The sequence below is a fragment of the Caballeronia sp. AZ7_KS35 genome (assembly GCF_023631045.1).
In the GTDB taxonomy this organism is placed as follows: domain Bacteria; phylum Pseudomonadota; class Gammaproteobacteria; order Burkholderiales; family Burkholderiaceae; genus Caballeronia; species Caballeronia zhejiangensis.
Window position 1 is genome coordinate 102,062 of sequence record NZ_JALQDV010000030.1, and the last position, 22,173, is coordinate 124,234.

The following is a 22,173-nucleotide window of genomic DNA, read 5'->3' on the forward strand; positions in this document are numbered from 1 at the left end:
CATGCAGGTCGTCGATCCGCACATTCATTTGTGGGACTTGAAGACGCATCATTACCCGTGGCTTGCGAATCCGCAGACGTCGTTCGTCGGCGATGCGCGCGACTTGCAGCACGACTATCTGCTCACCGATCTGCTGCGCGATGCCGAAGACATCGAAGTGCTGAAGCTCGTGCACGTCGATGCAAATCACGATCCCGCCGATCCCGTCGAGGAAACGCGCTGGCTTCAATCGATCGCGGATATCGAAGGCATGCCGAACGGCATCGTCGCGGGCGCGGATCTGTCGGCGGATAACGCGCAGCAAGTGCTCGAAGCGCATGCGGCGTTCGCCAATACGCGCGGCATCCGCCAGATTCTCAACGTGCATGACAGCAAGCTCTACGACTACGTCGGGCGTCATTACATGCGCGAGCCGCAATGGCGCAGGCACTTCGGCTTGCTCAAGCGCTTCGGCATGTCGTTCGATCTGCAGCTTTATCCATCGCAGATGGAAGAGGCGGCGCAACTCGCGCGCGAGCATGCGGATACGCAATTCATCGTCAATCATGCGGGCATGTTCGTGGATCGCGCATCGACGCAAGGTTATCGCGCGTGGCGCGACGGCATGCGCTTGCTGGCCGCTTGCCCGAACGTCGCGGTGAAGCTGAGCGGCTTTGCGATGTTCGATCACGGCTGGACTATCGAAAGCCTGCGTCCTTACGTGCACGAGACGATCGATGCGTTCGGCGTCGAGCGCGCGATGTTCGCATCGAACTTTCCGGTGGATCGGCTGTTCGGCACGTACACGGCGTTGTGGAACGCGTATGCGCGCATCGTCGCCGACGCGAGCGACAGCGAGAAAGCAGCGCTCTTCGTGCGCAACGCGGAACGCATCTACCGCATCTGAGGAAAACGACATGACGACGCCACGTCTTGAACTGAGACACGCCAGCAAATCGTTCGGCCGCGTGCGCGCGCTCGGCGACGGCAGCCTGCAACTCTTTCCCGGCGAAGTGCACGCGCTGCTCGGCGAAAACGGCGCGGGCAAATCGACGCTCGTGAAGTTGCTCGCGGGCGTCTATCAGCCGGATGCGGGTGAGTTGCTCGTCGAAGGCGAGGCGCGCCGCTTCGCGAATCCGGCGCAAGCGCGCGATGCGGGCATCGCCGTGATCTATCAGGAGCCGACGCTTTTCGCCGATCTTTCCATCGCCGAGAACATTTACATGGGCCGCCAGCCGCGCGATCGCTTCGGGCGCATTCGCTACGACGAGATGCATCGCGAAGTCGATGCGTTGCTCGCGTCGCTCGGCGTGAATCTGCGCGCGCAACGGCTCGTGCGCGGATTGTCGATCGCGGATCAGCAAGTCGTGGAGATCGCGAAGGCGCTGTCGCTCGACGCGAACGTGCTCATCATGGACGAGCCGACGGCCGCGCTTTCGCTGCCCGAAGTCGAGCGGCTCTTCGCGATCGTGCGTGCGTTGCGCGAGCGCGATGCCGCGATTCTCTTCATCACGCATCGTCTCGATGAAGTGTTCGCGCTGACGCAGCGCATGACGATCATGCGCGACGGCATGAAGGTCCACGACGCGCTCACCGAGAACATGAACATCGATGCGATCGTGAGCAAAATGGTCGGCCGAGATCTCGACACGTTCTATCCGAAAGCCGATGTCGCGCCCGGCGACGTGCGTCTTTCGGTGCGCAATCTCACGCGCGAAGGCGTGTTCAAGAACGTGTCCTTCGATGTGCGCGCGGGCGAGATCGTCGCGCTCGCGGGACTCGTCGGCGCGGGACGAAGCGAAGTGGCGCGCGCGATCTTCGGCATCGATCCGGTCGATGGCGGCGAGGTGAAGATCGCCGGCAAGAAGCTCGCGCTTGGGCATCCGGCGGCGGCGGTGCGCGCCGGGCTCGCGCTGGTGCCGGAAGATCGTCGCGCGCAAGGGCTCGCGCTGGAGTTGAGCATCGCGCGCAACGCATCGCTGACGGTGCTCGGCCGATTGATGCGCCACGGGCTCATCACGGCGAGAAGCGAATCGACGCTCGCCGCCGACTGGGGCAAGCGCCTGCGTCTGAAGGCCAGCGATCTCGATGCGCCCGTCGGCACGCTGTCGGGCGGCAATCAGCAGAAGGTCGTGCTCGGCAAATGGCTCGCGACGAATCCGAAGGTGCTCATCATCGACGAACCGACGCGTGGCATCGACGTGGGCGCGAAAGCGGAGGTGTATCGCACGCTCGCCGAACTCGTCAGAGAAGGCATGGCCGTGCTGATGATTTCCAGCGAGCTGCCCGAAGTGCTCGGCATGGCCGATCGCGTGCTCGTGATGCACGAAGGCCGCATCAGCGCCGATATCGCGCGCGCCGAGGCGAACGAAGAACGCGTAATGAGCGCTGCGCTGGGCGCATCGCCTGCCGTTTTGGGGCACGCAGCATGATGACTCGACCTACATCTTCACTCCCCGCGATGCACGCCGCCGATACGAAGCGCGAAAGCCTCGCGGTCACGATCGCGAAGAGCCGCGAGCTGACGCTCTTCATCGTGCTGCTCGTGCTGATCGGCGCGACCGCCGCGGTGAAGCCCGATTTCCTGAACCTGCAGAACCTGCGCGACGTGCTGCTCAACGTGTCGATCATCGGCCTGCTGACGGCGGGCATGACGATCGTGATGCTGATGCGGCATATCGATCTGTCGGTGGCGTCGGTCGTCGGCGTGAGCGCGTATGGCGTCGGCAGCCTCTTCGTCATGTTCCCGCACATGCCGGTGATCGTGGCGATGTTCGCGGGCATCGGCATCGGCTTCGTGATCGGCGCGGTGAACGGCGCGCTCGTCACGTTCGGGCGCGTGCCGTCGCTCGTCGCGACGCTCTCGACGCTCTATATCGTGCGCGGCGCGGATTACGCGTGGGTCCACGGCGGCCAGATCAACGCGACGAGCCTGCCGGACGCATTCGCGTCCATCGCGACGGGCTCGCTTATCGGCGTGCCGAATCTCGTGCTGATCGCGCTCGTCGTGCTGATCGCGCTGTCGGTGTATCTGAAGCAGTATCGCGGCGGGCGCGAGCATTATGCGATCGGCTCGAATCCCGAGGCCGCGCGTCTGGCGGGCATAGGCGTGGATCGCCGCGTGATGATCGGCTTCCTGCTTTCCGGCGCGATCGCGGGGCTCGCGGGCGTGCTGTGGCTCGCGCGTTTCGGCACCGTCGATGCCAGCACGGCGAAGGGCATCGAACTGCAAGTCGTCGCCGCGGCGGTCGTGGGCAGCGTCGCGATCACGGGTGGCGTCGGGACCATCGCCGGCGCGACGCTCGGTGCGCTCGTGCTCGGCGTCATCAACATCGCACTGGTGGTGCTGCGCGTGTCGCCGTTCTGGCAGCAGGCGATTCAAGGCGCGCTGATCGTCGCGGCGATCGCGCTCGATACCTTGCTCGCGCGTTCCGTCGCGCGCCGCATGATGAGGAAACGCGATCATGGCTAAACCGGATTCCGCTCTGTCCACGACGAAACGCCGCCCTCTGCAATGGGAAGCGATGCTCGCGATCGTGCTCGTCGTATCGCTCGTCGCCGGGCGCGTGCTGTCGCCGTTGTTCCTGTCGACGGCGAACATCTCGAACATGCTCGCCGACTTCACCGAGATCGCATTGATCGCGCTGCCGATGACGCTCATCATCGTCGCGGCGGAGATCGATTTGTCGGTGGCGTCGGTGCTCGGCGCATCGAGCGCGCTGATGGGCGTGCTGTGGCACATGGGCTTGCCGATGCCGCTCGTGATCGTCCTCGTGCTCGCGTTCGGCACGCTTGCTGGCCTGCTCAACGGCCTCGTGATCGTGCGCTTCAGTCTGCCATCGCTCGCGGTGACGATCGGCACGCTCGCGCTTTTTCGCGGCCTTGCGTACGTGCTGCTCGGCGATCAGGCGATCGCGGATTTTCCCGCGTCGTACACGGCGTTCGGCATCGATACGGTCGGCGACACCTTCCTGCCGATGCCGTTCGTCCTCGTCATTGCAGGCGCGATCATCTTCACGGTCTTGCTGCAAGCGACGCCTTTCGGCCGCAGCCTCTTCGCGATCGGCGCGAATCCGACGGCCGCGCAATTTTCCGGCATCGATGTGGCGAAGACGAAGCTGAAGCTCTTCATGATGTCGGGCGCGATGGCGGCGCTCGCGGGCATCGTCTACACGCTGCGCTTCACGAGCGCGCGCGGCGACAACGGCGAAGGCTTCGAGCTCTCGGTGATCGCGGCGGTGCTGTTCGGCGGCGTGAGCATCTTCGGCGGACGCGGCTCGATGATCGGCGTTCTGCTGTCGCTCGTCATCATCGGCGTGCTGCGCAATGCGCTGACGCTCGCGGACGTATCGAGCGAAACGCTCACCATCGTGACGGGCGCGCTGCTGCTTTCGTCGGTGCTGATCCCGAATCTCGTCGCGCGCTGGCGGGCCGCGCGCGAGAAGCGTCTGATGGCGCAGGCGCTTTGAACGTCGTAATCAACCAGCGCAGCCAATGCGCAATGACAGGAGACATGCCAACATGAATAAACCTCATCGATTCCTGCGCGGGCCGGCGCTGGCGGCGGCCTTTCTCGCGGCGACCGTGGCGCTTTCGGCGAGCGCCGCCGATATCAAGAGCGGCCTGAAGATCGCTTTCCTGCCGAAGCAGATCAACAACCCGTACGAAGTGATCGCCGACGACGGCGGCATGGCCGCGATCAAGGAGCTCAAGGGCGATGGCAAGGTCGTGGGTCCGTCGGATGCGGGCGCGTCGTCGCAGGTGAGCTACATCAACACGCTCATCACGCAGCGGCAGAACGCGATCGTGATCGCGGCGAACGATGCCAACGCGGTCGTGCCGTATCTCAAGAAGGCGATGTCGCAAGGGATCAAGGTCGTGACCTTCGACTCGGACACGGCGCCCGATGGCCGGCAGATCTTCGTCAATCAGGCCGATTCGGAAGCGATCGGGCGCGGACAGATCCAGTTGCTGTCGAAGCTGATCGGCGGCGAGGGCGAATTCGCGATTCTCTCGGCGACGCCCAATGCGACGAATCAGAACACCTGGATCAAGTGGATGCAGGAGGAACTGAAGAAGCCCGAATATTCGAAGATGAAGCTCGTGAAGATCGCGTACGGCAACGACGACGATCAGAAGTCCTTCGTCGAGACGCAGGGCTTGTTGCAGGCTTATCCGAACCTGAAGGGTATCGTCGCGCCGACATCGGTCGGGATCGCGGCGGCGGCGCGTTATATCTCCAGTTCGCCGGCGAAGGGCAAGGTCGTCGTGACGGGCCTCGGCACGCCGAATCAGATGCGCGCGTTCGTGAAGAACGGCACGGTCAAGGCGTTCCAGTTGTGGGATCCGGGTCAACTGGGTTATCTCGCGGCGTTCGCGGCGGCCAATCTCGCATCGGGGACGATCACCGGCAAGGAAGGCGATTCGTTCGAGGCGGGCAAGCTGGGCAAGCGCACGGTGGGCAAGAGCGGGGAAGTGATTCTCGGCCCGCCGACGACCTTCGATGCCGCGAATATCGACAACTTCAATTTCTGACGAGAAGGGCGCGCTTCGAGCCTGAGAGGATGACGAAACGCCCTGCGGGGCGTTTCGTTTTTCAGCGGCTGCCGCGTTGTCGATGCACGAAGGAAAAGCCTTTGCGATCAAAGCGTTGAGGCGATGCTCCCACGGCTATCCACAAGGCTCTCCACAAAAACTGTGGACAACCGCACACATTCATTTGATCCCCTGGCCGCTGCGCATCACCTGCACGGCGGTCGCCGATTCGAACCGCGCGTGCACCATATCCCCGGATTTCAACCCGGCGAGCGGCACATCCGGCGCGGCTTGCAGCGTCACCGTCTTGTTCGGCCCGCGCAGCGTGATGCGCCGGTTCTTCGCATCGACGCGCTCGATCGTCCCGATCACCTCGACGACGCGCGCCTCCGCCGCCACGCCCCCCGACGCGGGAATCAACGCGTCCGTGTCGATGCGCTCGCGGATGCCGTTCGACTTCACCTTCGTCGCGCTCACGAGCACCGCGCTGCGATATTCGATGTTCACGATATCGCCGAGCTGAAGTTTCTTCACATCGCCGACTTCGGGATTCACCGCCACTTCGACGACGCGCCCGCCCGGACCCTGCAGCGACACGCTGTTCGTCGTCGGATCGATGCCGACCACGCGCGCCTGCACCTGTGCGATGGCCGCCGCGCCGCGCGTCGTCGGGGCGGACGCGGCATCGTCGGCGGATGCGCTTCCGACCGCGCCGAAAGCGAGCGCCATGCAGGCAGCGAGAATCCTGACCGAACGATGCGAAATTTGAGATGACGAGCGGAACATGCCGTGCCTCCTTATGTTCGTGTTGCTTCAGTCAACTTGCGGAACGCGCTCAGCGGCGCGACTTGGACAGCAAATGTCCGAGCCCGAGGTTCGTCGCGATCTGCCAGATATAGACGCGCGAGTAACGCACGCCGTAGCGCCGCTCGATCAGTTCGCGCAGACGCGCATTGGTCCACGTATCGCTCTCGAAACCGTGCGCGCGCGCGGGCCCACGCAGCGCGGCGGCGATCCAGTCGAGCGCCTCGCGATCCAGCACCGAGGCGCGCCCGCCGACGCCCATCTTGCCGAGCGCGTCGAGGCCGCCTTCGTCGACGATCGCCTTGTAACGCCGCACCGTTTGCAAGGAAAGATGCAGCGCCTCGGCCACCGCCTCGACCGACGCGCCACCGAGCAGCATGCGTCCGGCCGTCATGCGCCGCACGACGCTCGGCAGTGTGTCGGGACGGGAGAGCATGGCGCGCGCCGCTCGATCGTTAGGATTACTTCGGTTGACCGGGACGTCAGGCGCCACTGTGCGAACCCGAGCCGGTGCCTCGCGCGCGTTCCTGTGCCGGTCGATGCCGGCGAGCGGCGGGTGCAACGTTGCGGCGTCCGTATGCGTTCATGCGTGCCCCCTGGTCGAATGGAGACGGCGGGACTTGATCGGGCGTGCTTGACGTCAGGCCGATGCGTGGCTCGAATAGGAGCCGACTTACAGAGAAGTATCAATAAACGTTTTCAGGCTCGATGGGCAACCATCGGCGAAAATTTTTTGGGCTTGATAAATCCCTGTGAATTGCCTATGAACGCTGCCTATGAGCAGCGAAAACGCGACCGGCGAGCGCGCTGGGCGCAATGTACCGGGTCTGCGTTTCAAAGGACGCGCGCGAACCGCCGCGAGCGAGGCGCGGCCTGCCTCGGCAATGTGCCGACGACGCTCAAACGCGATAAAACTCAATGTCCTGCCCGGCGTGCACTGCACGCTTGAGCCACTCGGGCATATCGCCGATGCCGTCCCACGTATCGCCGCTCGCGTTTCGGAATATCGGCGCCCCGGCATCCGACGAATGCGGTATCAGGGGCAATTGCGGCATCGGCCGCTTTGCCTTGGGTGCGCCATGAGTCCCGTTGGTCTTGGTGAAGGAGGGCGGCGGCGGATTCTCCGCCGGCGCTTCGGCCAATGCTTCGGCCAACGCTCTTTCCGAAATGCCGAACTCAGCCATTCGGCTGCGCAAATACGCAATGATGCTGTCTCGCTTTCTTTCGTCCACGGCTTTCCTGATTCAGCTTTTTGATTTTCAGAGGACGAACCGAAACCCCGCGCGGACCGGGGCGGTTCGATGACTTGAATATATGTGTTTTATGAAGCGTGACGCAGTGCATGGCACGCGTCAATTAGTGTATTACCGCACGCCTATTAATTCGCGCGATGACTTTGCCTTTAATGTGTGCATTGCCACCAATGCGAACGTTCGCCCGCCCGAGCATCGCCGTGACGGACGCGCGAACGGGAAGCGCGCGGAACGTCACGTGGGGAGCCACGAACCGATGGCGAAGCCGCTCCGCCAATTCCGCATGGCGGCCGAAACCTCGCTAACTCTATTGTATGCTGCCGATGGCAACTATTAAAACGTTTTAACGACTGTGTTGTTCCCCAGGTAATTCGGCACCGTGCGCGCGAATGGCGGCAATCAGCTCCGCGGGCGTAATTTCATAACGCACTTCGCGGTGAATGCCGGGTTTGCGCTCGTCGATTTCAATCAGCAGTACGGCTTTGCCGTCCGCTGCCGGTTCGAGGCGCAGCGAACGCACTTCCTGTCCGCTGGCATCGTCGTATTCCGTCAGGAGCGTCATGGCGCCAGTGGCGGCGCTTCTCGGCATCGACATTCTTCCTCCCGTCTTGCGACGTCGTTGTTGTTGTGTCGCCGCGCCGAACACCGGCATGCACGAATATCGGGCGCGCCATGCGGAGTTTCAACTTGGCAAGTGAAGCGGACGCGAAGGATGGCGCGGCCCGCGCCGTCCTCCGGTATCTCATTATTGCCTGTCAAAAGCGCGCGCGTAAAGCGGGAGACCCGTCGAAGCCTTGCGACCCCTAATTTTCTCTGCTCAGGCCGATGTTTCAGGCGCTCGCGCCGATCGCGTCGCGCGCCTGGCTCGTGAGCTCGAACGAGCGCAGACGCGCCTTGTGATCGAAGATCTGCGCGGTGACGATCAGCTCGTCGGCCTGCGTCTGATCGATGACCGAGCGCAGCCCGGCTTCGACATCGGCGGGCGCGCCGACGACCGAACACGCGAGCGAATGCTCGACGCCCGCGCGCTCGGCGTCGCTCCACGCGATCGACTCGACCGGCGGCGGCAATTGTCCGGGCGTGCCGCGCCGCAGATTGATGAACTGCTGCTGCAGCGACGTGAAGTGAAAGCGTGCTTCATCGGCGGTATCGGCGGCGAACACGTTCACGCCGACCATCGCGTAGGGCTTTTGCAGCGTCGCGGAAGGGCGGAATTGCTTGCGATAGACCTCGAGCGCGGTCAGCAGATAATCCGGCGCGAAATGCGACGCGAACGCGAACGGCAGCCCGAGCGCGGCCGCGAGTTGCGCCGAGAACAGCGACGAGCCGAGCAGCCAGATCGGCACGTTCAGGCCGGCGCCGGGCACCGCGCGCACGCGCTGGCCTTCGACCGGATCGGCGAAGTAGCGCTGCAATTCGACGACGTCATCGGGAAACGATTCGGCGCTGCCGTGCAGGTCGCGGCGCAGCGCTCGCGCCGTGGTCTGGTCGGTGCCGGGTGCGCGTCCGAGTCCGAGATCGATGCGTCCCGGAAACAGCGAAGCCAGCGTGCCGAACTGCTCGGCGATCACGAGCGGCGCGTGATTCGGCAGCATGATGCCGCCCGAGCCGACGCGAATCGTCTTCGTGCCCGCCGCGATATGGCCGATCACGACGGCGGTCGCCGCGCTGGCGATGCCCGTCATGTTGTGGTGCTCGGCGAGCCAGTAGCGCAGATAACCCCAGCGCTCGGCGTGCTGGGCGAGATCGAGCGAATGGGCGAAGGCGTCGGCCGGCGTCGAGCCGAGCGGAACCGGGGAAAGGTCGAGTAGCGAGAAGGGGATCATTGCGGCTTTCCGAAAGCGTGACGGATCGCGATGCATCCGGCATCGCGCTGGTTTAACGCGCTGAAAAGACCGATTGTGCCGAAAGTCCGCGGAATCTGCCGGAATGCACCGTGGGGCGAAGTGTCAGGCGAGGCGAGGATAGCCGCGCTCGATGGCCTCGCGCTCGTAGTCGAGAATGGCCGCGTAGTCCGTCTGTGTGCGTCTGACGATGCCTTTGAGCCTCAGCCGTGCGGCGAGCGCGGGGTCGTCCGCGAGTGCATCGGCGAGGGCGTCGAGGATTGCGTCGATGGAATCCGGCGGCACGCGCAGCGACGCGATGAACGGCAGCGCGCTCGCGCCGGCGGTCACGTCGAGCACGCGCACGCCCGCCGTCAATTCGGGCAGATGCGCCTGCGCGAACGCGAACGTGACGCAGTCGATCGCGGCGATGTCAGCGCGCGCTTCGGCGATTGCGGCGAGCGACGCGAGATGCGCGCCGGTTTTCGTCACCGACGCGAAAAAACGCCCGTCGTGCGCGTAAGGAGCGACGGCGTGTCGGAAAAGGTTCATGCCGCTGTTGGAATCGTCGTCGTTGTAGGCTGCGCGCAGGTTCCGGCAGTCTTCGACCGATTGCGCGCCGACACGCGCCCCGACGACGATCACGCTGCGATAAGCGCCGGTTTCGCAGCCGGGCGCGTTGAAATCGGGCGCGCCTACGACTTGCACGCGATTCGCGAGCGCATGCACGAGCGGATAGCCGCAGGTTTGCGACAACAACACGTCGTCGCGCAGCCAGAACGCGGTGAGATCCGCACCGGGATCGACGATCTCGAGCGTATCGCCGCGTGCGCGTAGCCAGTCCGCGAGATGCTCGCGGACACGTTCGAGCAGCGTGCGCCAATCCGCGGCGAGCGCGGGCGCGACGTTGTACATCGGCAGGGCGGCGATCCAGTGCATGACGCGAATCGTACCGTGGGAGGCGTCAGCTCGCGAGACGCGCGGGTTCGCGGCGCGCGTCGCGGCGTCGATCGGCAGATGCGTCCGGCGCGGCGAACGGATGTACCGGTTCAGCAGCCTGCGCGAACGCGTGACGGCTCGCCCATTCGCCGTATCCGCGCACGACGAAACCGCCGTTGCTCGCGCGATAGGCATCGCGCCGCCGTGCATAGATCCGCCCGAGCGCGAACCACGGCACGCCCGGCAGATCGTGATGCACGGCGTGAAAGTTATTGTTGAGAAAGAGCAGTCGCCACGGCCACGCAGCCTCGTTGACGACCGTGCGTTCGCTATGGCTCTCCGCCGCGCGATGCTCCTGAAACGAGCGAATCGACGCCAGCGCGAGCGACGCATAGCCGACACCGAACACGAAGGCGCGCCACGGAATGCCGCATCGCGTGTCGAGCCAGCTCGCGAGCAGCACGAGCGACGCGAGATGCACGATCCAGCTCGCGACGATTTTCCAGCGCCGCTCGACGACGGCCTGCGCCGCCTCGCGCCACGATGCCGCGATCGAGAACCACGGCCCGATGAGCATCCGGCCCGCGAAGGTATTGCGCGCGGCGAGCGCGGCGCGCAGGACGGGGCCCGCGCTCGCCCACTGTTCGGGCGTCACGTAATAGCTCTCGGGATCGCGTCCCGGCTCGGTCAGATGCGCGTCGTCGTGATGCCGCAGATGCGACTCGCGATACACCTCATACGGAAACCACACCGCGAGCGGGGCGATGCCGATGAGCATGTTGACGAGCGGCCAGCGCGTCGGATGACCGTGCATCAGCTCGTGCTGCAGGGACATATACCAGCACGACAGCACCGCGAGCAGCGCGACGGCCGGAACCAGCCCGATCGCGCGCGCGTTGAGCGCGACGCCGAACCATCCGCCGTAGATCGCGACGGCGACCGCCCACGTCGGCCATTCGCTGCGCCAGCGCCAGGTTTCGCGCTGGCGTTGGAGTTCCTGGCGTTGGGCGTCGTCGAGATAGCGGGGCATGGCGGACGTCGAAAATGGCGAAGGGCCATGGTAGCGGCGCGTCGCACGCCTCCCAACCAAGGAATCCGGCTAAGGATTTCGCATTCGACGCAATATGCATCCGATTTTTGACCATGCATCGGCGCACGTTATGCTTTGTCCCTTCATCCTCGCAAGCGCGCGCATATGTCCGAACCGATCGAGCCCGCTTCCGCGCCGCATCAGGCGCATCGCAACCTGCCGCGCAAATCCGCGCGGCTCATCGGCGGGCTGATCGCGTTCAACGTGCTCGCATGGCTCTGGGCGTTGGTCGCGTTCCGTCACTATCCGCTGCTGCTCGGCACGTCGTTGCTCGCGTATTCGCTCGGGCTGCGCCATGCGGTCGATGCCGACCATATCGCCGCCATCGACAACGTCACGCGCAAGCTGATGCACGAAGGCAAGCGGCCGCACTTCGCCGGCTTCTTCTTTTCGCTCGGACATTCGACGATCGTCATCGCCGCCACCGCGCTCATCGCCGCGACGGCGATGGCCGTGCACGGCCGGTTCGCCGAGTACCGCGAGATCGGCGGAATCATCGGCACGTCGGTGTCGTCGCTCTTTTTGTTCGCGATCGCGGCGATGAACCTGTTCGTGCTGCGCGGCGTATGGCGCGCGTTCCGTCGCGTGCGGCGCGGCGAAACTTGCCGCGACGACGACATCGACATGCTCACGGTCGGCGGCGGTCCGCTCGCGCGCATCGCCCGTCCGCTTTTCAGGCTGATCGGCAAGAGCTGGCACATGTATCCGCTCGGCTTTCTGTTCGGCCTCGGCTTCGACACGGCGACCGAAATCGGGCTGATGGGCATCGCGGCGGCCGAAGCGGCGCGCGGCATGCCGGTGTGGTCGATTCTCGTGTTCCCGATGCTGTTCACGGCGGGCATGTCGCTCATCGACACCGCCGACAGCCTGCTGATGACCGGCGCCTACGGCTGGGCCTTCATGAAGCCGATCCGCAAGCTCTACTACAACCTCACCGTGACGCTCGTCTCGGTGCTGATTGCCGTGCTGATCGGCGGCATCGAGGCGCTCGGGCTGATCGCGGACCGGCTGCGGCTGAAGGGCGGACTGTGGGACGTGGCAGCGTCGCTCTCCGAGCACTTCGGGATGCTCGGCTACGGCATCGTCGCGCTGTTCGCGGCGTGCTGGATCGTCTCCGCGCTCATCTACAAGTGGCGCGGTTACGAATCGCTCGACGGCGGCGTCGCCAGATAATCAACGGGCATTCTTCCTGCTTCGTGGATGCGCCAGCCGCTCATCCACATTTCGCATCGAGCGGCGTTCAGGGAGAAAGAACATGAACGACCCGCAAGCGGGGGCCGACTCGCCGCATCTCGACAGCGCCGAGCAGGAGCAAGCCGCCGAGCATTCCGCACCGCATCCGCTCGTCATCCACGAGATCGTGCGCGAGGAAGGCGAAGTCGCGATGGAGCGCACCTTCGCCGCGCTGATGTGGTCGGCGCTCGCCGCCGGCCTGTCGATGGGATTCTCCTTTCTCGTCCAGTCGATTCTCGAAAGCGCGCTGCCGGAGGCCCGCTGGACGGGACTCGTATCGAGCTTCGGCTACACGATCGGCTTCGTCTTCGTGATCCTCGGACGTCAGCAGCTCTTCACCGAAAGCACGCTGACGGCGGTGCTGCCGGTCCTTACGCGGCGCGATTTGTCGACGTTGTTCAAGGCGCTGCGCCTTTGGGCGATCGTGCTTTTCTTCAACCTGGTCGGCACGACGATCTTCGCGGCGATCCTGCAGATTCGCGGCGTCTTTTCGCCGGAAGTGAGCGAGGCGCTCGCCAAGGTCGCGATGACGCCGCTTTCCGCGGATTTCGGCGTGACCGTCGTTCGCGGCGTGTTTTCCGGCTGGTTGATCGCGCTGATGGTATGGCTGCTGCCGAGCGCGCGCTCGGGGCGGCTCCTCACGATCCTGCTCGTGACCTACACCGTCGCCGTGAGCAAGCTCACGCACGTCATCGCCGGATCGGTCGAAGCGGCCTACGCGGTGATGATCGGCGCGGCGGACATCTCCGACTACTTCTTCGTGTTCCTCGTGCCGACGTTCATCGGCAATGTGATTGGCGGCGTGTCGCTCGTCGCGATCGTCAATCACGCGGCGATCGCGCCAGAGATCACGAGCGCGCCGCAGCGGCATCGCGACTAAGCGCGCATCATTTGTTGTTGCCCGCGCCCGTGCCGTAAAGGCCGTTGTTGAAGCCGGTGCTGCCCTCGGCCTTGTGCTTCTTGTCGGCGGTCGCGGCGCGGCCCTGCGCGGCATCCTTCGATTGCGGTTTCTGCGATTCGACCAGCGGCGAGCCCGATGGATTCGCGCGCGAGCTCGAATCCGACTGGCGGCTTTCCTGTCGCTCCGAGCCGCCGCCGTTCGTGATCTGCGCGACGCCGACCGTGCTGAACGTCGCGATGAGACTGGCGACGATCGCGTTCGCGAGCATCGGCGAGGGCCGGTGCGATGCGCCCGCGCGGTCGTGAAAGAAAGTGGACATGGCGATTCCCGGCATGATCGAAAGACTAGCTTTCGAGCATGAACGGTGCCTGACGCGGCAAAGCGGCGCGTTGAAACGCGCGTGCCGTGAATCGTCGGAAGTTCAAAGGACCGTTGCACGCCCGCTTCGTCGCGAGACGCGGGCGCGAACGAGGGATTCGCGCCGCAGCGCGAGCGGCGAAAGCGGTTCTTAGGCCGCTTTCGCCCAAAGCCTGTTGGTCGATCTTTTACGGCTGCCGGAGCCGTCGCGCGGACCGCTGTCGACTGTGTCGAGCGCGACGCGCAACGCTTCGATGCGTTGCTTCTGCGCCGGCACGAGCGCGTAACCCTTGACCACGGCGGCGAGCCGCTCCCGCCAGTATTCGACGTTGAGCGTGCCGGAAGACTGCTTGTGCATCGTGCGAAGTTGCGCGAGTGCGCGCTCGATGTGCTGAAGCTCGACGTCAGCCAACGCCGAGGGCAAGAGACTGCCCTTGGTCTCGTTTTTCTTCTTCATTATTTGGTCTTCCTCTCGGCCATACGACGGCTTGTCCCGACATCGGACACGCGCGCCGTTGAGGCACCCCGTTCACCCGCGCATATTTTTGTGGCTAAGCGGGTGGCCCTTGCTCTTTTCTTCGGATGACCGATCGTTGCCTGTCTCGGCGATTTCGATCGTTAACAAAAATGTACGCAACGCGGACCTGATGGCTCCGTCTGTCATCGCACATTGGTGTGAGAGCAACGCGGGGATTTCGATGTTGCGTCGCGCAAGGGCGACGCAGGCCGATCATTCGTCGTTCGCGGACGGCGTTTTTGCCGTGCGTTTGCCGCTGCGGCCGATCTGTTCTTCCATCGCGAGATCGAGCTTGCTGGCCTTGCGCGGCTTGGCCGGATCGCGGGCGTTGACGAACGCGACGAAGTCGTCCATCGGCATCGGCTCGGAGATTTTCTTCGTGCCTTCGGGCGCGCGCTCGGCGAGATAGAAGTAGCCGCCCGGCATCGAGATGGCCGCGTAATTCGCGTTGCCGCTGCGCGTCTTGAGCCGTTCGACGGCGCTGATGGCTTTGGTCGAGCGCATGGTCCTGTCTGCTTATTTCTGAGGTTCGTCGTGAGCGGTGGCGTCCGCCGGCGCGCATTTCTTGCCCGCGCCTTCGATCCACATGTTCGACGGATGACGCTGCCCCGGATAGTACCGGTACGTGGTCTCGCCGTTGTCGTAGCGGACCTTGATGACGTTGGAATCGCCGAATTCGAGCATCACGCCTTGCGGGATGGACGTCTGCTTGTATTGGGCGTCGTGCTTTTTCGCTTCGGCGGCGATGCATTGCACGATGCCGTTCACCTTGTTTTCCGTCGACGATTTCTCGACTTCGGGTTGTCCTGCATCTTCGTTATGAAATTGGGCGCAGGCGGCGAAAAGCACAGGCAACGCGAGCGCCGCGGCGAGTTTTTTCATGGTCTTTCCCGTTTGATCTTCTGGTGCGGAACACGACATTAGAGCACAAGCCCTTGACAGTCAGGTCACGCTGCAGCAAGGCCCGCGCCCGCGTGCGCCGCGCTTCATGCGTCGGGCGGCACGCCGAGCAGCGGCAGCGTCGCGCCGACGATGCCCGAGAACACCGGCCCCGCGACCGTTCCGCCGTAATAGGTGCCCCCCGTGGGCTCGTCGATCATCACGGCGACGATCACGCGCGGATCGCTCATCGGCGCGATGCCGACGAACGACGCGCGGTACTTGTTCGCCGCATACGAGCGTCCGACCTGCTTGCGCGCCGTGCCCGTCTTGCCGCCGACTCGATAGCCTTCCACCGCCGCCGCGCGGCCCGTGCCGTGGTCGCCGGTCGCGTTTTCGAGCATGTTGCGCACGGCCTTCGCGGTCGCGGGCTTCGTCACCTGCACGGCGTCGCGGCGCGTTTCGCCGTGAATCAGCGTGGCGGGATAAAAGCGTCCGTCGCCGGCGTACGCCGTGTAGATCTGTGCGATCTGCACGAGCGACAGCGATAAACCGTAGCCATACGCCATCGTCGCCTGTTCGATCGGCTTCCAGCGCTCGGGCGCGCGCAGGCGGCCGGTCGCGGCGCCCGGAAACGTCAGCTCGGGCGCGCGGCCGATGCCGTATTCGCGGTACTTGTCCCAGATCGTCTGCGCGGGAATCTGCAGCGCGAGCTTCGTGAGCGCGACGTTGCTCGACATCTGCACCGCCTCGGACACGGTGATGACGCCGTGATTCGACGTGTCGTGAATCACGTTCGGGCCGAGCTTGAACGTGCCCGGCGATGTGTCGATGCGCGTTTCGGGCCGCACGCGGCCGAGATCGATCGATAGCGCGGCGACGAGCGGCTTGATCGTCGAGCCGGGCTCGAAGGTGTCCGTGAGCGCGCGGTTGCGCAACTGCTCGCCGGTGAGGCGCGAGCGATCGTTCGGATCGAAGCTCGGATAGTTGGCGAGCGCGAGCACTTCGCCGTTCTTCGCATCCAGCACGACGACGCTGCCCGCGCGCGCCTTGTGCTTCGCGATCGCCGCCTTGAGTTGCGAATGCGCGAGTTGCTGGATGCGCCGGTCGATCGTCAGCTGAATGGTTTCGCCGTTCTGCGGCATGGCCGGCTCGCCGATCTGCGAGACCACGCGCCCGAGCCGGTCGCGGATCACTTCGCGCTGGCCGGCCGCGCCCGTCAGACGCGCGTCGGCGGCCAGCTCGACGCCTTCCTGCCCGTGATCCTCGTTATTCGTGAAGCCGACGACGTGCGCCGCCGATTCGCCTTCGGGATAGAAGCGCTTGGTGTCCGGCACGAGCGTGATGCCCGCGCGCCCGATCGTCGCGATGCGCTCGGCGGTTTCCGCTTCCACCTGACGTTTGAGCAGGACGAACGCGCGAGTCCCGTCGATGCGGCGCTGCAGATCCTTCGGCGGCATGTCGAGCAGGCGCGCGATCTCGCCACCGTGATCGCCGTCGAAGAGCTTGGGCGTCGCCCAGACTTCGTAGGTCGCGAGGCTGACGGCGAGCATCGCGCCATTGCGATCGACGATGCGTCCGCGCGTCGCCGAGAGCGCCAGCGTGCGCTGATAGCGCTTCTGGCCTTCGCCGATATAGAACTTGTGGTCGATGACCTGGACCCACAGCGCGCGTCCGGCTAGCGTCAAAAACGCCGCCGTCACCCCGATGACGACGAGCCGCGAGCGCCAGGCCGGCAGCCGGTTTGCGAGCACCGCGCTGCGGTGATGCGTCTGGAAATCGCTGCCGCCGCGCGTCTTCTTCTTGAACATCGTGGTCTTCTGATTAAGCTTGGTTGGGCAGACGGGCGAGGGCGGCGTCGAGTTCGGCGCCATCCGGCAGACGAATGCCGAGTTCGCCTTCGAGCACGCGGCGCAGACTGGCCGTGCCGTCGAGTTCGCGATGATCGCTGCCTTCGCGTTCGTCGTGGATCGAGAAACGCCGGTTGAACAGGGCGAGGCGCTTGCCCGGCGCGAGACGCGCGGCGAGCAGGTTGTGCAGGAAGATCGACTGCGGATACATCGACACGAAATGATTGGCCATCTCGTAGTCGGCGTCATACTGCGGATCGAGGTCGAAGCGATAGACGTTCGTCCACGCGCCGTTCACGAGCGCCTGCAGGATGTAGCCGGGCGCTTCGCCGGCCCCTTCGAGGCGGAAAGCGCCGTGCGGCGTGATCTGTTCGAGGCCCGTCTGGAGCGCGAGCGGAGCGGAAAGCGTCATGCCGCCGAAGCCGACGTCGGCGAGGAACGCGCCTTCGTCGAGATCGACGAGCAGCAGCATATGCGTGCGCGCAGGCATGTCAGACAGCTCGCGGCCCCACAGGACGCGTCCTGCGAAGCTGCGCACGCGAAAACCGAGCGCCTGAAGTACGCTGCGAAACAGCAGGTTGTGCTCGTAGCAGTAGCCGCCGCGCCGTCCGGCGACGAGCTTGCGCTGGATCGATTCGAGATCGAGCCGGATCGGGCGGCCGATCAGCACGTCGAGATTTTCGAAGGGAATGGCCTGAGGATGCAGCAGATGCAGCGCGCGCAGTGTGTCGAGCGTCGGGGCGGGCCGCACGGATTCCGCGTACCCGATGCGCTCGAAGTAGGCGGCGAGGTCGATGGAAGTGTCATGTGCGTTCATATGGAGTTCAGGCTTCGTCAAGCTTCGATGTCGCAATGTCCGCGAGTGCTGTCGTCAGGCGCGCATATTTTACGACACGAAAGGTTAAAAATTACAAAATGCATACGTTATTCGTCGCGCGAGCTTGCAACGCGTCGTTCGAATGAACTGTGCCGCATCGATGCAGGTCTTTCCAGGTTCAAGCGCAACTGACAAGGGGCGATACGCCATGCCGAAAGAATCGAACGAAGCGAATCAATCGAAGGAAAACAACCCGGCCAGCGCGACGTGCGCCGGCAAGCATCCCGCGCCGCCATGCACGCTCGTGATTTTCGGAGCGGGCGGCGATCTCACCAAGCGCTTGCTGATGCCGTCGCTCTACAACCTGTCCGCCGACAAGCTGCTCGACGACGGCATGGAGATCATCGGCGTGAATCACGGCGAGCGCGAGACGTCCGAATGGCGCGACGAGCTCACGCAATCGCTGCGCACGTTCGCCGCCGACAAGGCCGCGACGTTTCACACGTCGCAGTTGAACGAGGACGCGTGGAACTGGGTCGTCGGGCGGCTCGAATATTTCCCCGGTGAATTCGAAGAGGACGAAACCTTCGCCCGGCTCAAGGCGCGGCTCGCGCAGGCGAAGTCGGACAACGTCGTGTTCTATCTCGCGGTGGGCGCGCGGTTCTTTCAGCCGATCATCGAGCATCTCGGCGCGGCGGGCATGCTCGAAGAGAAGGACGGCAATTTCAGACGGCTTGTCATCGAGAAGCCGTTCGGCAGCGATCTGGCGTCGGCGCAGGAACTGAACCGCTGCATCCTCAAGTATGCGGACGAGTCGCAGGTGTACCGCATCGACCATTTTCTCGGCAAGGACACGGTGCAGAGCATTCTCGCCGTGCGCTTCGCCAACGCGATGTTCGAACCGATCTGGCGGCGCGAGTACATCGACAACGTGCAGATCACGGCGGCGGAGACGATCGGCGTGGAAGGGCGCGGCAAGTTCTACGAGCAGACGGGCGCGTTTCGCGACATGCTGCCGAACCATCTGTTCCAGTTGCTCGGCATGGTCGCGATGGAGCCGCCGAATTCCTTCGATGCCGAATCCGTGCGCGACAGAAAAGCCGAAGTCTTCGATGCGATCCGTCCGCTCACCGCCGACGACGTCGTGCTCGGCCAGTACGAAGCTGGACCCGCCGGGCCGGGCTACAAGGAAGAACCGGGCGTGGCCAAAGATAGCCGGACCGAAACCTACGCGGCGGCGCGCGTGTACGTGGAGAACTGGCGCTGGGCCGGCGTGCCGTTTTATCTGCGCACGGGCAAGCGGCTCACCGAGCGTCGCACGGAGATCGCGGTGCAACTGAAGGCGGTGCCGTTTTTGCTGTTTCGCGATACGCCCGTCGATGCGCTGACGCCGAATGTGTTCACGCTGCGCATCGATCCGGCGCACGGCACGAGCTTCGATTTCAACGTGAAAGTGCCGGGACCGGTAATGCAGATCGGCAAGGTGCGTTCGAGGTTCGACTATGCCGACTTCTTCGCGGAGCGCGCGAACGTCGGCTATGAGACGCTGCTCTACGACTGCATGCTCGGCGACGCGACGCTCTTTCAGCGCGCGGACAGCATCGAGACGGCTTGGGCGGCGGTGGATCGCGTGCTGCATCCGGACAGTCCGCTGCCCGTGCGCGGTTACGCGGCGGGCAGCGCGGGGCCGGCCGAAGCGGACGAGCTGCTTGCCGACGACGGCCGCGCGTGGCGACCGCTGACCGACGCGCACAAGAAGAACTGAACTCATCTCATCGCAACGCAAACTCAAAAGGACAACGAGCGTGAGCACAGAATCAAGAGCCAAGCAGAAGACCCACGTCACGGCGGACAAACTCGCGATCAAGGCGGAACGCATTCTCGCGATCGATATCGGCGGGACCGGGTTGAAGGCGGCCATCATCTCGGAGGACGGTGAGATGAAGAGCGACCGCGTGCGCGTGGCGACGCCGCATCCGGCGAAGCCCGACGTGGTCGTGGAGACGCTCATCGAACTGATCGCGCCGATCGTCGCCGAGCCGCCGACGCACATTTCCATCGGCTTTCCGGGCGTCGTGCGCGATAACGTCGTGCTGACCGCGCCGAATCTCGGCACGCCCGCCTGGCGCGGCGTGCCGCTCGCGCAACTGATCGCCGAGCGCCTCGGCAACGTGCCCGCGCGCATGATCAACGACGCCGAGATGCAAGGGCTCGCGGCGATCGAAGGGCGCGGCATCGAAATGGTGCTGACGCTCGGTACGGGCGCGGGCACCGCGCTCTTTCGCGACGGCGAACTGATGCCGCATCTGGAGCTCGCGCATCATCCGGTCGCGAAGGACAAGACTTACGACGAGTACATCGGCAACGCGGCGCGCGAGAAGGCGGGCAAGAAGCGCTGGAGCCGGCGCGTGGAGAAGATCATCGGCATCCTGGCGACGCTGACGAACTACGACAAGCTGTGGATCGGCGGCGGCAACGCGGCGCATATCAAGTTCAAGCTGCCGGATAACGTCGCGGTCGTGTCGAATGCGGCGGGCATCGAAGGCGGCGCGCGGCTGTGGCATCCGCGCTCGGTGCGCGAGACGCGCCAGTTGCCGCATTTCAATCAGCGTGAAGGGGCGCACTGATGAACGCCAACAGCAAATACGGACTTCACAGCGTGAACGGCGACGCCGATGCGGCGTTCGCCGCGCTCGCCAAAGCGGAACTCGTCGTCACCGATTGCGACGGCACGCTGCTCCATACCGACAAGGCATTGGGCCAACCGGCGATTGACGCCGTGCGTCGCCTGAAGGAAGCGGGCGTGCGCTTTACCGTGGCGAGCAGCCGGCCGGGCAAGGGCATGAGGCATATCGTTGAGGCGCTCGACGTCGACATGCCTTACGCGTCGTACAACGGCGGCAGTCTCGTCAGGCCGGGCACGTGGGATTTGCTGTCGTCGCACAAGCTGCCGCGCGATGTGGTGCAGACATCGCTCGAGGCGCTCGCGTCGGCGAACGTCGACGCGTGGGTGTTCATCAATGACGCCTGGTATCTGACGAATCCCGAAGGCACCTACGTGCCGCTCGAGACGCGCACGGTCGGCTACGAAGGCGTGCTCGTCACGCGTTTCGACGATGTCGATCTCGGCGAGGTCGACAAGATCGTCGGCTCGACCGCCGATACGGCGCTGCTCGCGCGCGTCGAAAGCAGCGTGCAAAAGCAACTGGAAGGCCGCGGACACGCCGCGCGCTCGCAGACCTATTACCTCGATATCACGAGCCTGGAAGCGAACAAGGGCACCGCGGTGCGAGAACTGGCGCAACTCGCGAACGTGCCGCTCGAACGCGTGGCCGTGCTCGGCGACATGGGCAACGATGTGGCGATGTTCGAGATCGCGGGCGTATCGATCGCGATGGGGCAGGCATCCGACAGCGTGCAGCGTCGCGCGAGCCTGGTCTCGAAGAGCAACGACGAGGACGGCTTCGCGGTCGGCATCGACGCGCTCTTGGCGGCGCGCGGCTGAAGGAAGAAGGGACATCGACGCGCTGCGCAGCCTTGACGGATGAGCGGCCGCGTCGAAGTTCAGAATGATCCGCGTGGTTGGTTCAAAAGCGCGCGCTGCGGATCAGGCTCACGCTCGTTACGGATGATGCAGGGAAATCAACGACGGCGCATCGGTGCGCGCGGGGCGCCGCCACCGGCACGCTCGTCCTTGTGACGGAAGTTGATGCGGCCCTTCGTCAGGTCGTACACCGACAGTTCCAGCGTCACGCGGTCGCCGGCCAGAATACGGATGTGATTCTTGCGCATGCGGCCCGAGGCGTAAGCGCCCACGACGACGCCGTTGTCCAGCGTCACGCGATAGCGGCTGTCGGGAAGCACTTCGTCAACGATACCGTCGAGTTCGAGGAGTTCTTCTTTCGCCATATGGGGGCTCCTGTAATGAGTTGTAGTGGGTGCTGCCGCGCATCGCGCGAAAAACGCGCATTCGACGCCAACGAACCGTTCTGCGCCGCTGCCCGAAAGCGTCGTCGCTACGAATCGTAAGTGGCGATGCAAAGCGTGGCCTGGCGCGTCCATGCACGATAAACGTGCATGCGGGGCGCGCCGCGTCTCTATCTCAGGCTCGTCGTGAGCTTGACGGCATAGGCCGGACGACAGGGCGAACCGCGGATGCGGCGCGCCGTGGCCGGCATGACCGGGACGGCGACATC

Annotated in this window: 24 protein-coding genes; 10 read left to right on the forward strand and 14 right to left on the reverse strand. The window is 64.6% G+C overall.

Annotation, left to right across the window (positions count from 1 at the left end; all coding sequences use genetic code 11):
• The first annotated feature begins 1 nt into the window (after position 1).
• From NCT05_RS18780 to rhaS, 5 genes are read left to right on the forward strand one after another with little or no spacing between them, the layout of a single operon-like run.
• A complete protein-coding gene (locus tag NCT05_RS18780; RefSeq protein ID WP_008353541.1) occupies positions 2 to 886 on the forward strand; it encodes an amidohydrolase family protein in 885 nt (294 codons plus the stop codon).
• 10 nt (positions 887 to 896) lie between these two features.
• The gene (locus NCT05_RS18785; RefSeq protein ID WP_008353538.1) at positions 897 to 2,411 is read left to right on the forward strand and encodes a sugar ABC transporter ATP-binding protein; all 1,515 of its coding nucleotides are present in this window, start codon (positions 897 to 899) and stop codon (positions 2,409 to 2,411) included.
• Complete coding sequence (locus tag NCT05_RS18790; protein WP_502800884.1) at positions 2,411 to 3,451, forward strand: ABC transporter permease; 1,041 nt, start codon at positions 2,411 to 2,413, stop codon at positions 3,449 to 3,451. The genes NCT05_RS18785 and NCT05_RS18790 overlap by 1 nt, the downstream gene beginning before the upstream one ends.
• Positions 3,444 to 4,448, forward strand: coding sequence for an ABC transporter permease (locus NCT05_RS18795; protein WP_175979240.1), 1,005 nt, complete (start codon positions 3,444 to 3,446; stop codon positions 4,446 to 4,448). Before NCT05_RS18790 ends, NCT05_RS18795 begins: the two co-directional genes overlap by 8 nt.
• Positions 4,449 to 4,500: 52 nt before the next feature.
• Entirely contained in the window at positions 4,501 to 5,514 is a 1,014-nt protein-coding gene (gene rhaS / locus NCT05_RS18800) for a rhamnose ABC transporter substrate-binding protein (RefSeq protein ID WP_008353534.1), read from the forward strand.
• Between the two features lie 180 nt (positions 5,515 to 5,694).
• Here rhaS and NCT05_RS18805 read toward each other — a convergent pair whose 3' ends face one another.
• The 7 genes from NCT05_RS18805 to NCT05_RS18835 form a co-directional block, all read right to left on the reverse strand.
• Entirely contained in the window at positions 5,695 to 6,300 is a 606-nt protein-coding gene (locus NCT05_RS18805; RefSeq protein ID WP_250502922.1) for a copper-binding protein, read from the reverse strand.
• A 49-nt stretch (positions 6,301 to 6,349) separates the two neighbouring features.
• Entirely contained in the window at positions 6,350 to 6,754 is a 405-nt protein-coding gene (locus NCT05_RS18810) for a helix-turn-helix domain-containing protein (RefSeq protein WP_008353526.1), read from the reverse strand.
• A gap of 463 nt (positions 6,755 to 7,217) precedes the next feature.
• A complete protein-coding gene (locus tag NCT05_RS18815) occupies positions 7,218 to 7,550 on the reverse strand; it encodes an H-NS family nucleoid-associated regulatory protein (protein WP_008353524.1) in 333 nt (110 codons plus the stop codon).
• Between the two features lie 364 nt (positions 7,551 to 7,914).
• Positions 7,915 to 8,160 (reverse strand): hypothetical protein, encoded by a 246-nt coding sequence (locus NCT05_RS18820; RefSeq protein WP_008353523.1) that lies wholly within the window; start codon positions 8,158 to 8,160, stop codon positions 7,915 to 7,917.
• A 241-nt stretch (positions 8,161 to 8,401) separates the two neighbouring features.
• Positions 8,402 to 9,397, reverse strand: a complete 996-nt coding sequence (locus NCT05_RS18825) for an LLM class flavin-dependent oxidoreductase (protein WP_008353522.1) — start codon at positions 9,395 to 9,397, stop codon at positions 8,402 to 8,404.
• A 123-nt stretch (positions 9,398 to 9,520) separates the two neighbouring features.
• Complete coding sequence (locus tag NCT05_RS18830) at positions 9,521 to 10,333, reverse strand: phosphate/phosphite/phosphonate ABC transporter substrate-binding protein (RefSeq protein ID WP_250502923.1); 813 nt, start codon at positions 10,331 to 10,333, stop codon at positions 9,521 to 9,523.
• 25 nt (positions 10,334 to 10,358) lie between these two features.
• Positions 10,359 to 11,363, reverse strand: coding sequence for a fatty acid desaturase (locus NCT05_RS18835; RefSeq protein ID WP_175979242.1), 1,005 nt, complete (start codon positions 11,361 to 11,363; stop codon positions 10,359 to 10,361).
• A 165-nt stretch (positions 11,364 to 11,528) separates the two neighbouring features.
• Here NCT05_RS18835 and NCT05_RS18840 point away from each other — a divergent pair, with 165 nt between their 5' ends.
• Both NCT05_RS18840 and NCT05_RS18845 read left to right on the forward strand, forming a co-directional pair.
• Positions 11,529 to 12,596, forward strand: coding sequence for a HoxN/HupN/NixA family nickel/cobalt transporter (locus NCT05_RS18840; protein WP_008353519.1), 1,068 nt, complete (start codon positions 11,529 to 11,531; stop codon positions 12,594 to 12,596).
• Positions 12,597 to 12,678: 82 nt separating this feature from the next.
• Positions 12,679 to 13,536 carry a formate/nitrite transporter family protein gene (locus NCT05_RS18845; protein ID WP_008353518.1) on the forward strand — a complete coding sequence of 286 codons (858 nt, stop codon included), beginning with the start codon at positions 12,679 to 12,681 and terminating at the stop codon, positions 13,534 to 13,536.
• Positions 13,537 to 13,543: 7 nt separating this feature from the next.
• On the opposite strand, the gene NCT05_RS18850 is transcribed toward NCT05_RS18845, so the two are convergent.
• The 6 genes from NCT05_RS18850 to NCT05_RS18875 form a co-directional block, all read right to left on the reverse strand.
• Positions 13,544 to 13,876: a beta-xylosidase gene (locus NCT05_RS18850; RefSeq protein ID WP_250502924.1), complete on the reverse strand. Its 333-nt coding sequence runs from the start codon at positions 13,874 to 13,876 to the stop codon at positions 13,544 to 13,546.
• A 189-nt stretch (positions 13,877 to 14,065) separates the two neighbouring features.
• Entirely contained in the window at positions 14,066 to 14,371 is a 306-nt protein-coding gene (locus NCT05_RS18855) for a hypothetical protein (protein ID WP_008353512.1), read from the reverse strand.
• 273 nt (positions 14,372 to 14,644) lie between these two features.
• Positions 14,645 to 14,935 (reverse strand): hypothetical protein, encoded by a 291-nt coding sequence (locus NCT05_RS18860; protein WP_034471787.1) that lies wholly within the window; start codon positions 14,933 to 14,935, stop codon positions 14,645 to 14,647.
• Between the two features lie 12 nt (positions 14,936 to 14,947).
• The gene (locus tag NCT05_RS18865) at positions 14,948 to 15,313 is read right to left on the reverse strand and encodes a hypothetical protein (RefSeq protein ID WP_008353509.1); all 366 of its coding nucleotides are present in this window, start codon (positions 15,311 to 15,313) and stop codon (positions 14,948 to 14,950) included.
• 104 nt (positions 15,314 to 15,417) lie between these two features.
• On the reverse strand, positions 15,418 to 17,121 hold the full coding sequence (locus NCT05_RS18870; RefSeq protein WP_008353508.1) for a peptidoglycan D,D-transpeptidase FtsI family protein: 1,704 nt from the start codon (positions 17,119 to 17,121) through the stop codon (positions 15,418 to 15,420).
• Positions 17,122 to 17,134: 13 nt separating this feature from the next.
• Positions 17,135 to 17,977 (reverse strand): arylamine N-acetyltransferase family protein, encoded by an 843-nt coding sequence (locus tag NCT05_RS18875; protein ID WP_250502925.1) that lies wholly within the window; start codon positions 17,975 to 17,977, stop codon positions 17,135 to 17,137.
• Positions 17,978 to 18,185: 208 nt separating this feature from the next.
• On the opposite strand from NCT05_RS18875, the gene zwf reads away from it, so the two are divergent.
• From zwf to NCT05_RS18890, 3 genes are read left to right on the forward strand one after another with little or no spacing between them, the layout of a single operon-like run.
• A complete protein-coding gene (zwf, locus tag NCT05_RS18880) occupies positions 18,186 to 19,742 on the forward strand; it encodes a glucose-6-phosphate dehydrogenase (RefSeq protein WP_250502926.1) in 1,557 nt (518 codons plus the stop codon).
• A gap of 40 nt (positions 19,743 to 19,782) precedes the next feature.
• Positions 19,783 to 20,604, forward strand: coding sequence for an ROK family protein (locus NCT05_RS18885; RefSeq protein WP_372492552.1), 822 nt, complete (start codon positions 19,783 to 19,785; stop codon positions 20,602 to 20,604).
• Positions 20,604 to 21,482 (forward strand): HAD family hydrolase, encoded by an 879-nt coding sequence (locus NCT05_RS18890; RefSeq protein WP_250502927.1) that lies wholly within the window; start codon positions 20,604 to 20,606, stop codon positions 21,480 to 21,482. Before NCT05_RS18885 ends, NCT05_RS18890 begins: the two co-directional genes overlap by 1 nt.
• A gap of 137 nt (positions 21,483 to 21,619) precedes the next feature.
• Here the strand turns inward: NCT05_RS18890 and infA are convergent, their stop codons facing one another.
• On the reverse strand, positions 21,620 to 21,886 hold the full coding sequence (infA, locus tag NCT05_RS18895; protein ID WP_250502928.1) for a translation initiation factor IF-1: 267 nt from the start codon (positions 21,884 to 21,886) through the stop codon (positions 21,620 to 21,622).
• Positions 21,887 to 22,173 lie beyond the last annotated feature (287 nt).

Coding starts and splice junctions, on each gene's coding strand:
- NCT05_RS18825 (WP_008353522.1), bottom strand. CDS start 9,397: ATGATCCCCTTCTCGCTACTCGACCTTTCCCCGGTTCCGCTCGGCTCG.
- NCT05_RS18860 (WP_034471787.1), bottom strand. CDS start 14,935: ATGCGCTCGACCAAAGCCATCAGCGCCGTCGAACGGCTCAAGACGCGC.
- NCT05_RS18845 (WP_008353518.1), top strand. CDS start 12,679: ATGAACGACCCGCAAGCGGGGGCCGACTCGCCGCATCTCGACAGCGCC.
- NCT05_RS18850 (WP_250502924.1), bottom strand. CDS start 13,876: ATGTCCACTTTCTTTCACGACCGCGCGGGCGCATCGCACCGGCCCTCG.
- NCT05_RS18890 (WP_250502927.1), top strand. CDS start 20,604: ATGAACGCCAACAGCAAATACGGACTTCACAGCGTGAACGGCGACGCC.
- NCT05_RS18865 (WP_008353509.1), bottom strand. CDS start 15,313: ATGAAAAAACTCGCCGCGGCGCTCGCGTTGCCTGTGCTTTTCGCCGCC.
- NCT05_RS18875 (WP_250502925.1), bottom strand. CDS start 17,977: ATGAACGCACATGACACTTCCATCGACCTCGCCGCCTACTTCGAGCGC.
- NCT05_RS18790 (WP_502800884.1), top strand. CDS start 2,411: ATGACTCGACCTACATCTTCACTCCCCGCGATGCACGCCGCCGATACG.
- NCT05_RS18780 (WP_008353541.1), top strand. CDS start 2: ATGCAGGTCGTCGATCCGCACATTCATTTGTGGGACTTGAAGACGCAT.
- zwf (WP_250502926.1), top strand. CDS start 18,186: ATGCCGAAAGAATCGAACGAAGCGAATCAATCGAAGGAAAACAACCCG.
- NCT05_RS18820 (WP_008353523.1), bottom strand. CDS start 8,160: ATGCCGAGAAGCGCCGCCACTGGCGCCATGACGCTCCTGACGGAATAC.
- NCT05_RS18795 (WP_175979240.1), top strand. CDS start 3,444: ATGGCTAAACCGGATTCCGCTCTGTCCACGACGAAACGCCGCCCTCTG.
- NCT05_RS18855 (WP_008353512.1), bottom strand. CDS start 14,371: ATGAAGAAGAAAAACGAGACCAAGGGCAGTCTCTTGCCCTCGGCGTTG.
- rhaS (WP_008353534.1), top strand. CDS start 4,501: ATGAATAAACCTCATCGATTCCTGCGCGGGCCGGCGCTGGCGGCGGCC.
- infA (WP_250502928.1), bottom strand. CDS start 21,886: ATGGCGAAAGAAGAACTCCTCGAACTCGACGGTATCGTTGACGAAGTG.
- NCT05_RS18835 (WP_175979242.1), bottom strand. CDS start 11,363: ATGCCCCGCTATCTCGACGACGCCCAACGCCAGGAACTCCAACGCCAG.
- NCT05_RS18830 (WP_250502923.1), bottom strand. CDS start 10,333: ATGCACTGGATCGCCGCCCTGCCGATGTACAACGTCGCGCCCGCGCTC.
- NCT05_RS18870 (WP_008353508.1), bottom strand. CDS start 17,121: ATGTTCAAGAAGAAGACGCGCGGCGGCAGCGATTTCCAGACGCATCAC.
- NCT05_RS18840 (WP_008353519.1), top strand. CDS start 11,529: ATGTCCGAACCGATCGAGCCCGCTTCCGCGCCGCATCAGGCGCATCGC.
- NCT05_RS18785 (WP_008353538.1), top strand. CDS start 897: ATGACGACGCCACGTCTTGAACTGAGACACGCCAGCAAATCGTTCGGC.
- NCT05_RS18810 (WP_008353526.1), bottom strand. CDS start 6,754: ATGCTCTCCCGTCCCGACACACTGCCGAGCGTCGTGCGGCGCATGACG.
- NCT05_RS18805 (WP_250502922.1), bottom strand. CDS start 6,300: ATGTTCCGCTCGTCATCTCAAATTTCGCATCGTTCGGTCAGGATTCTC.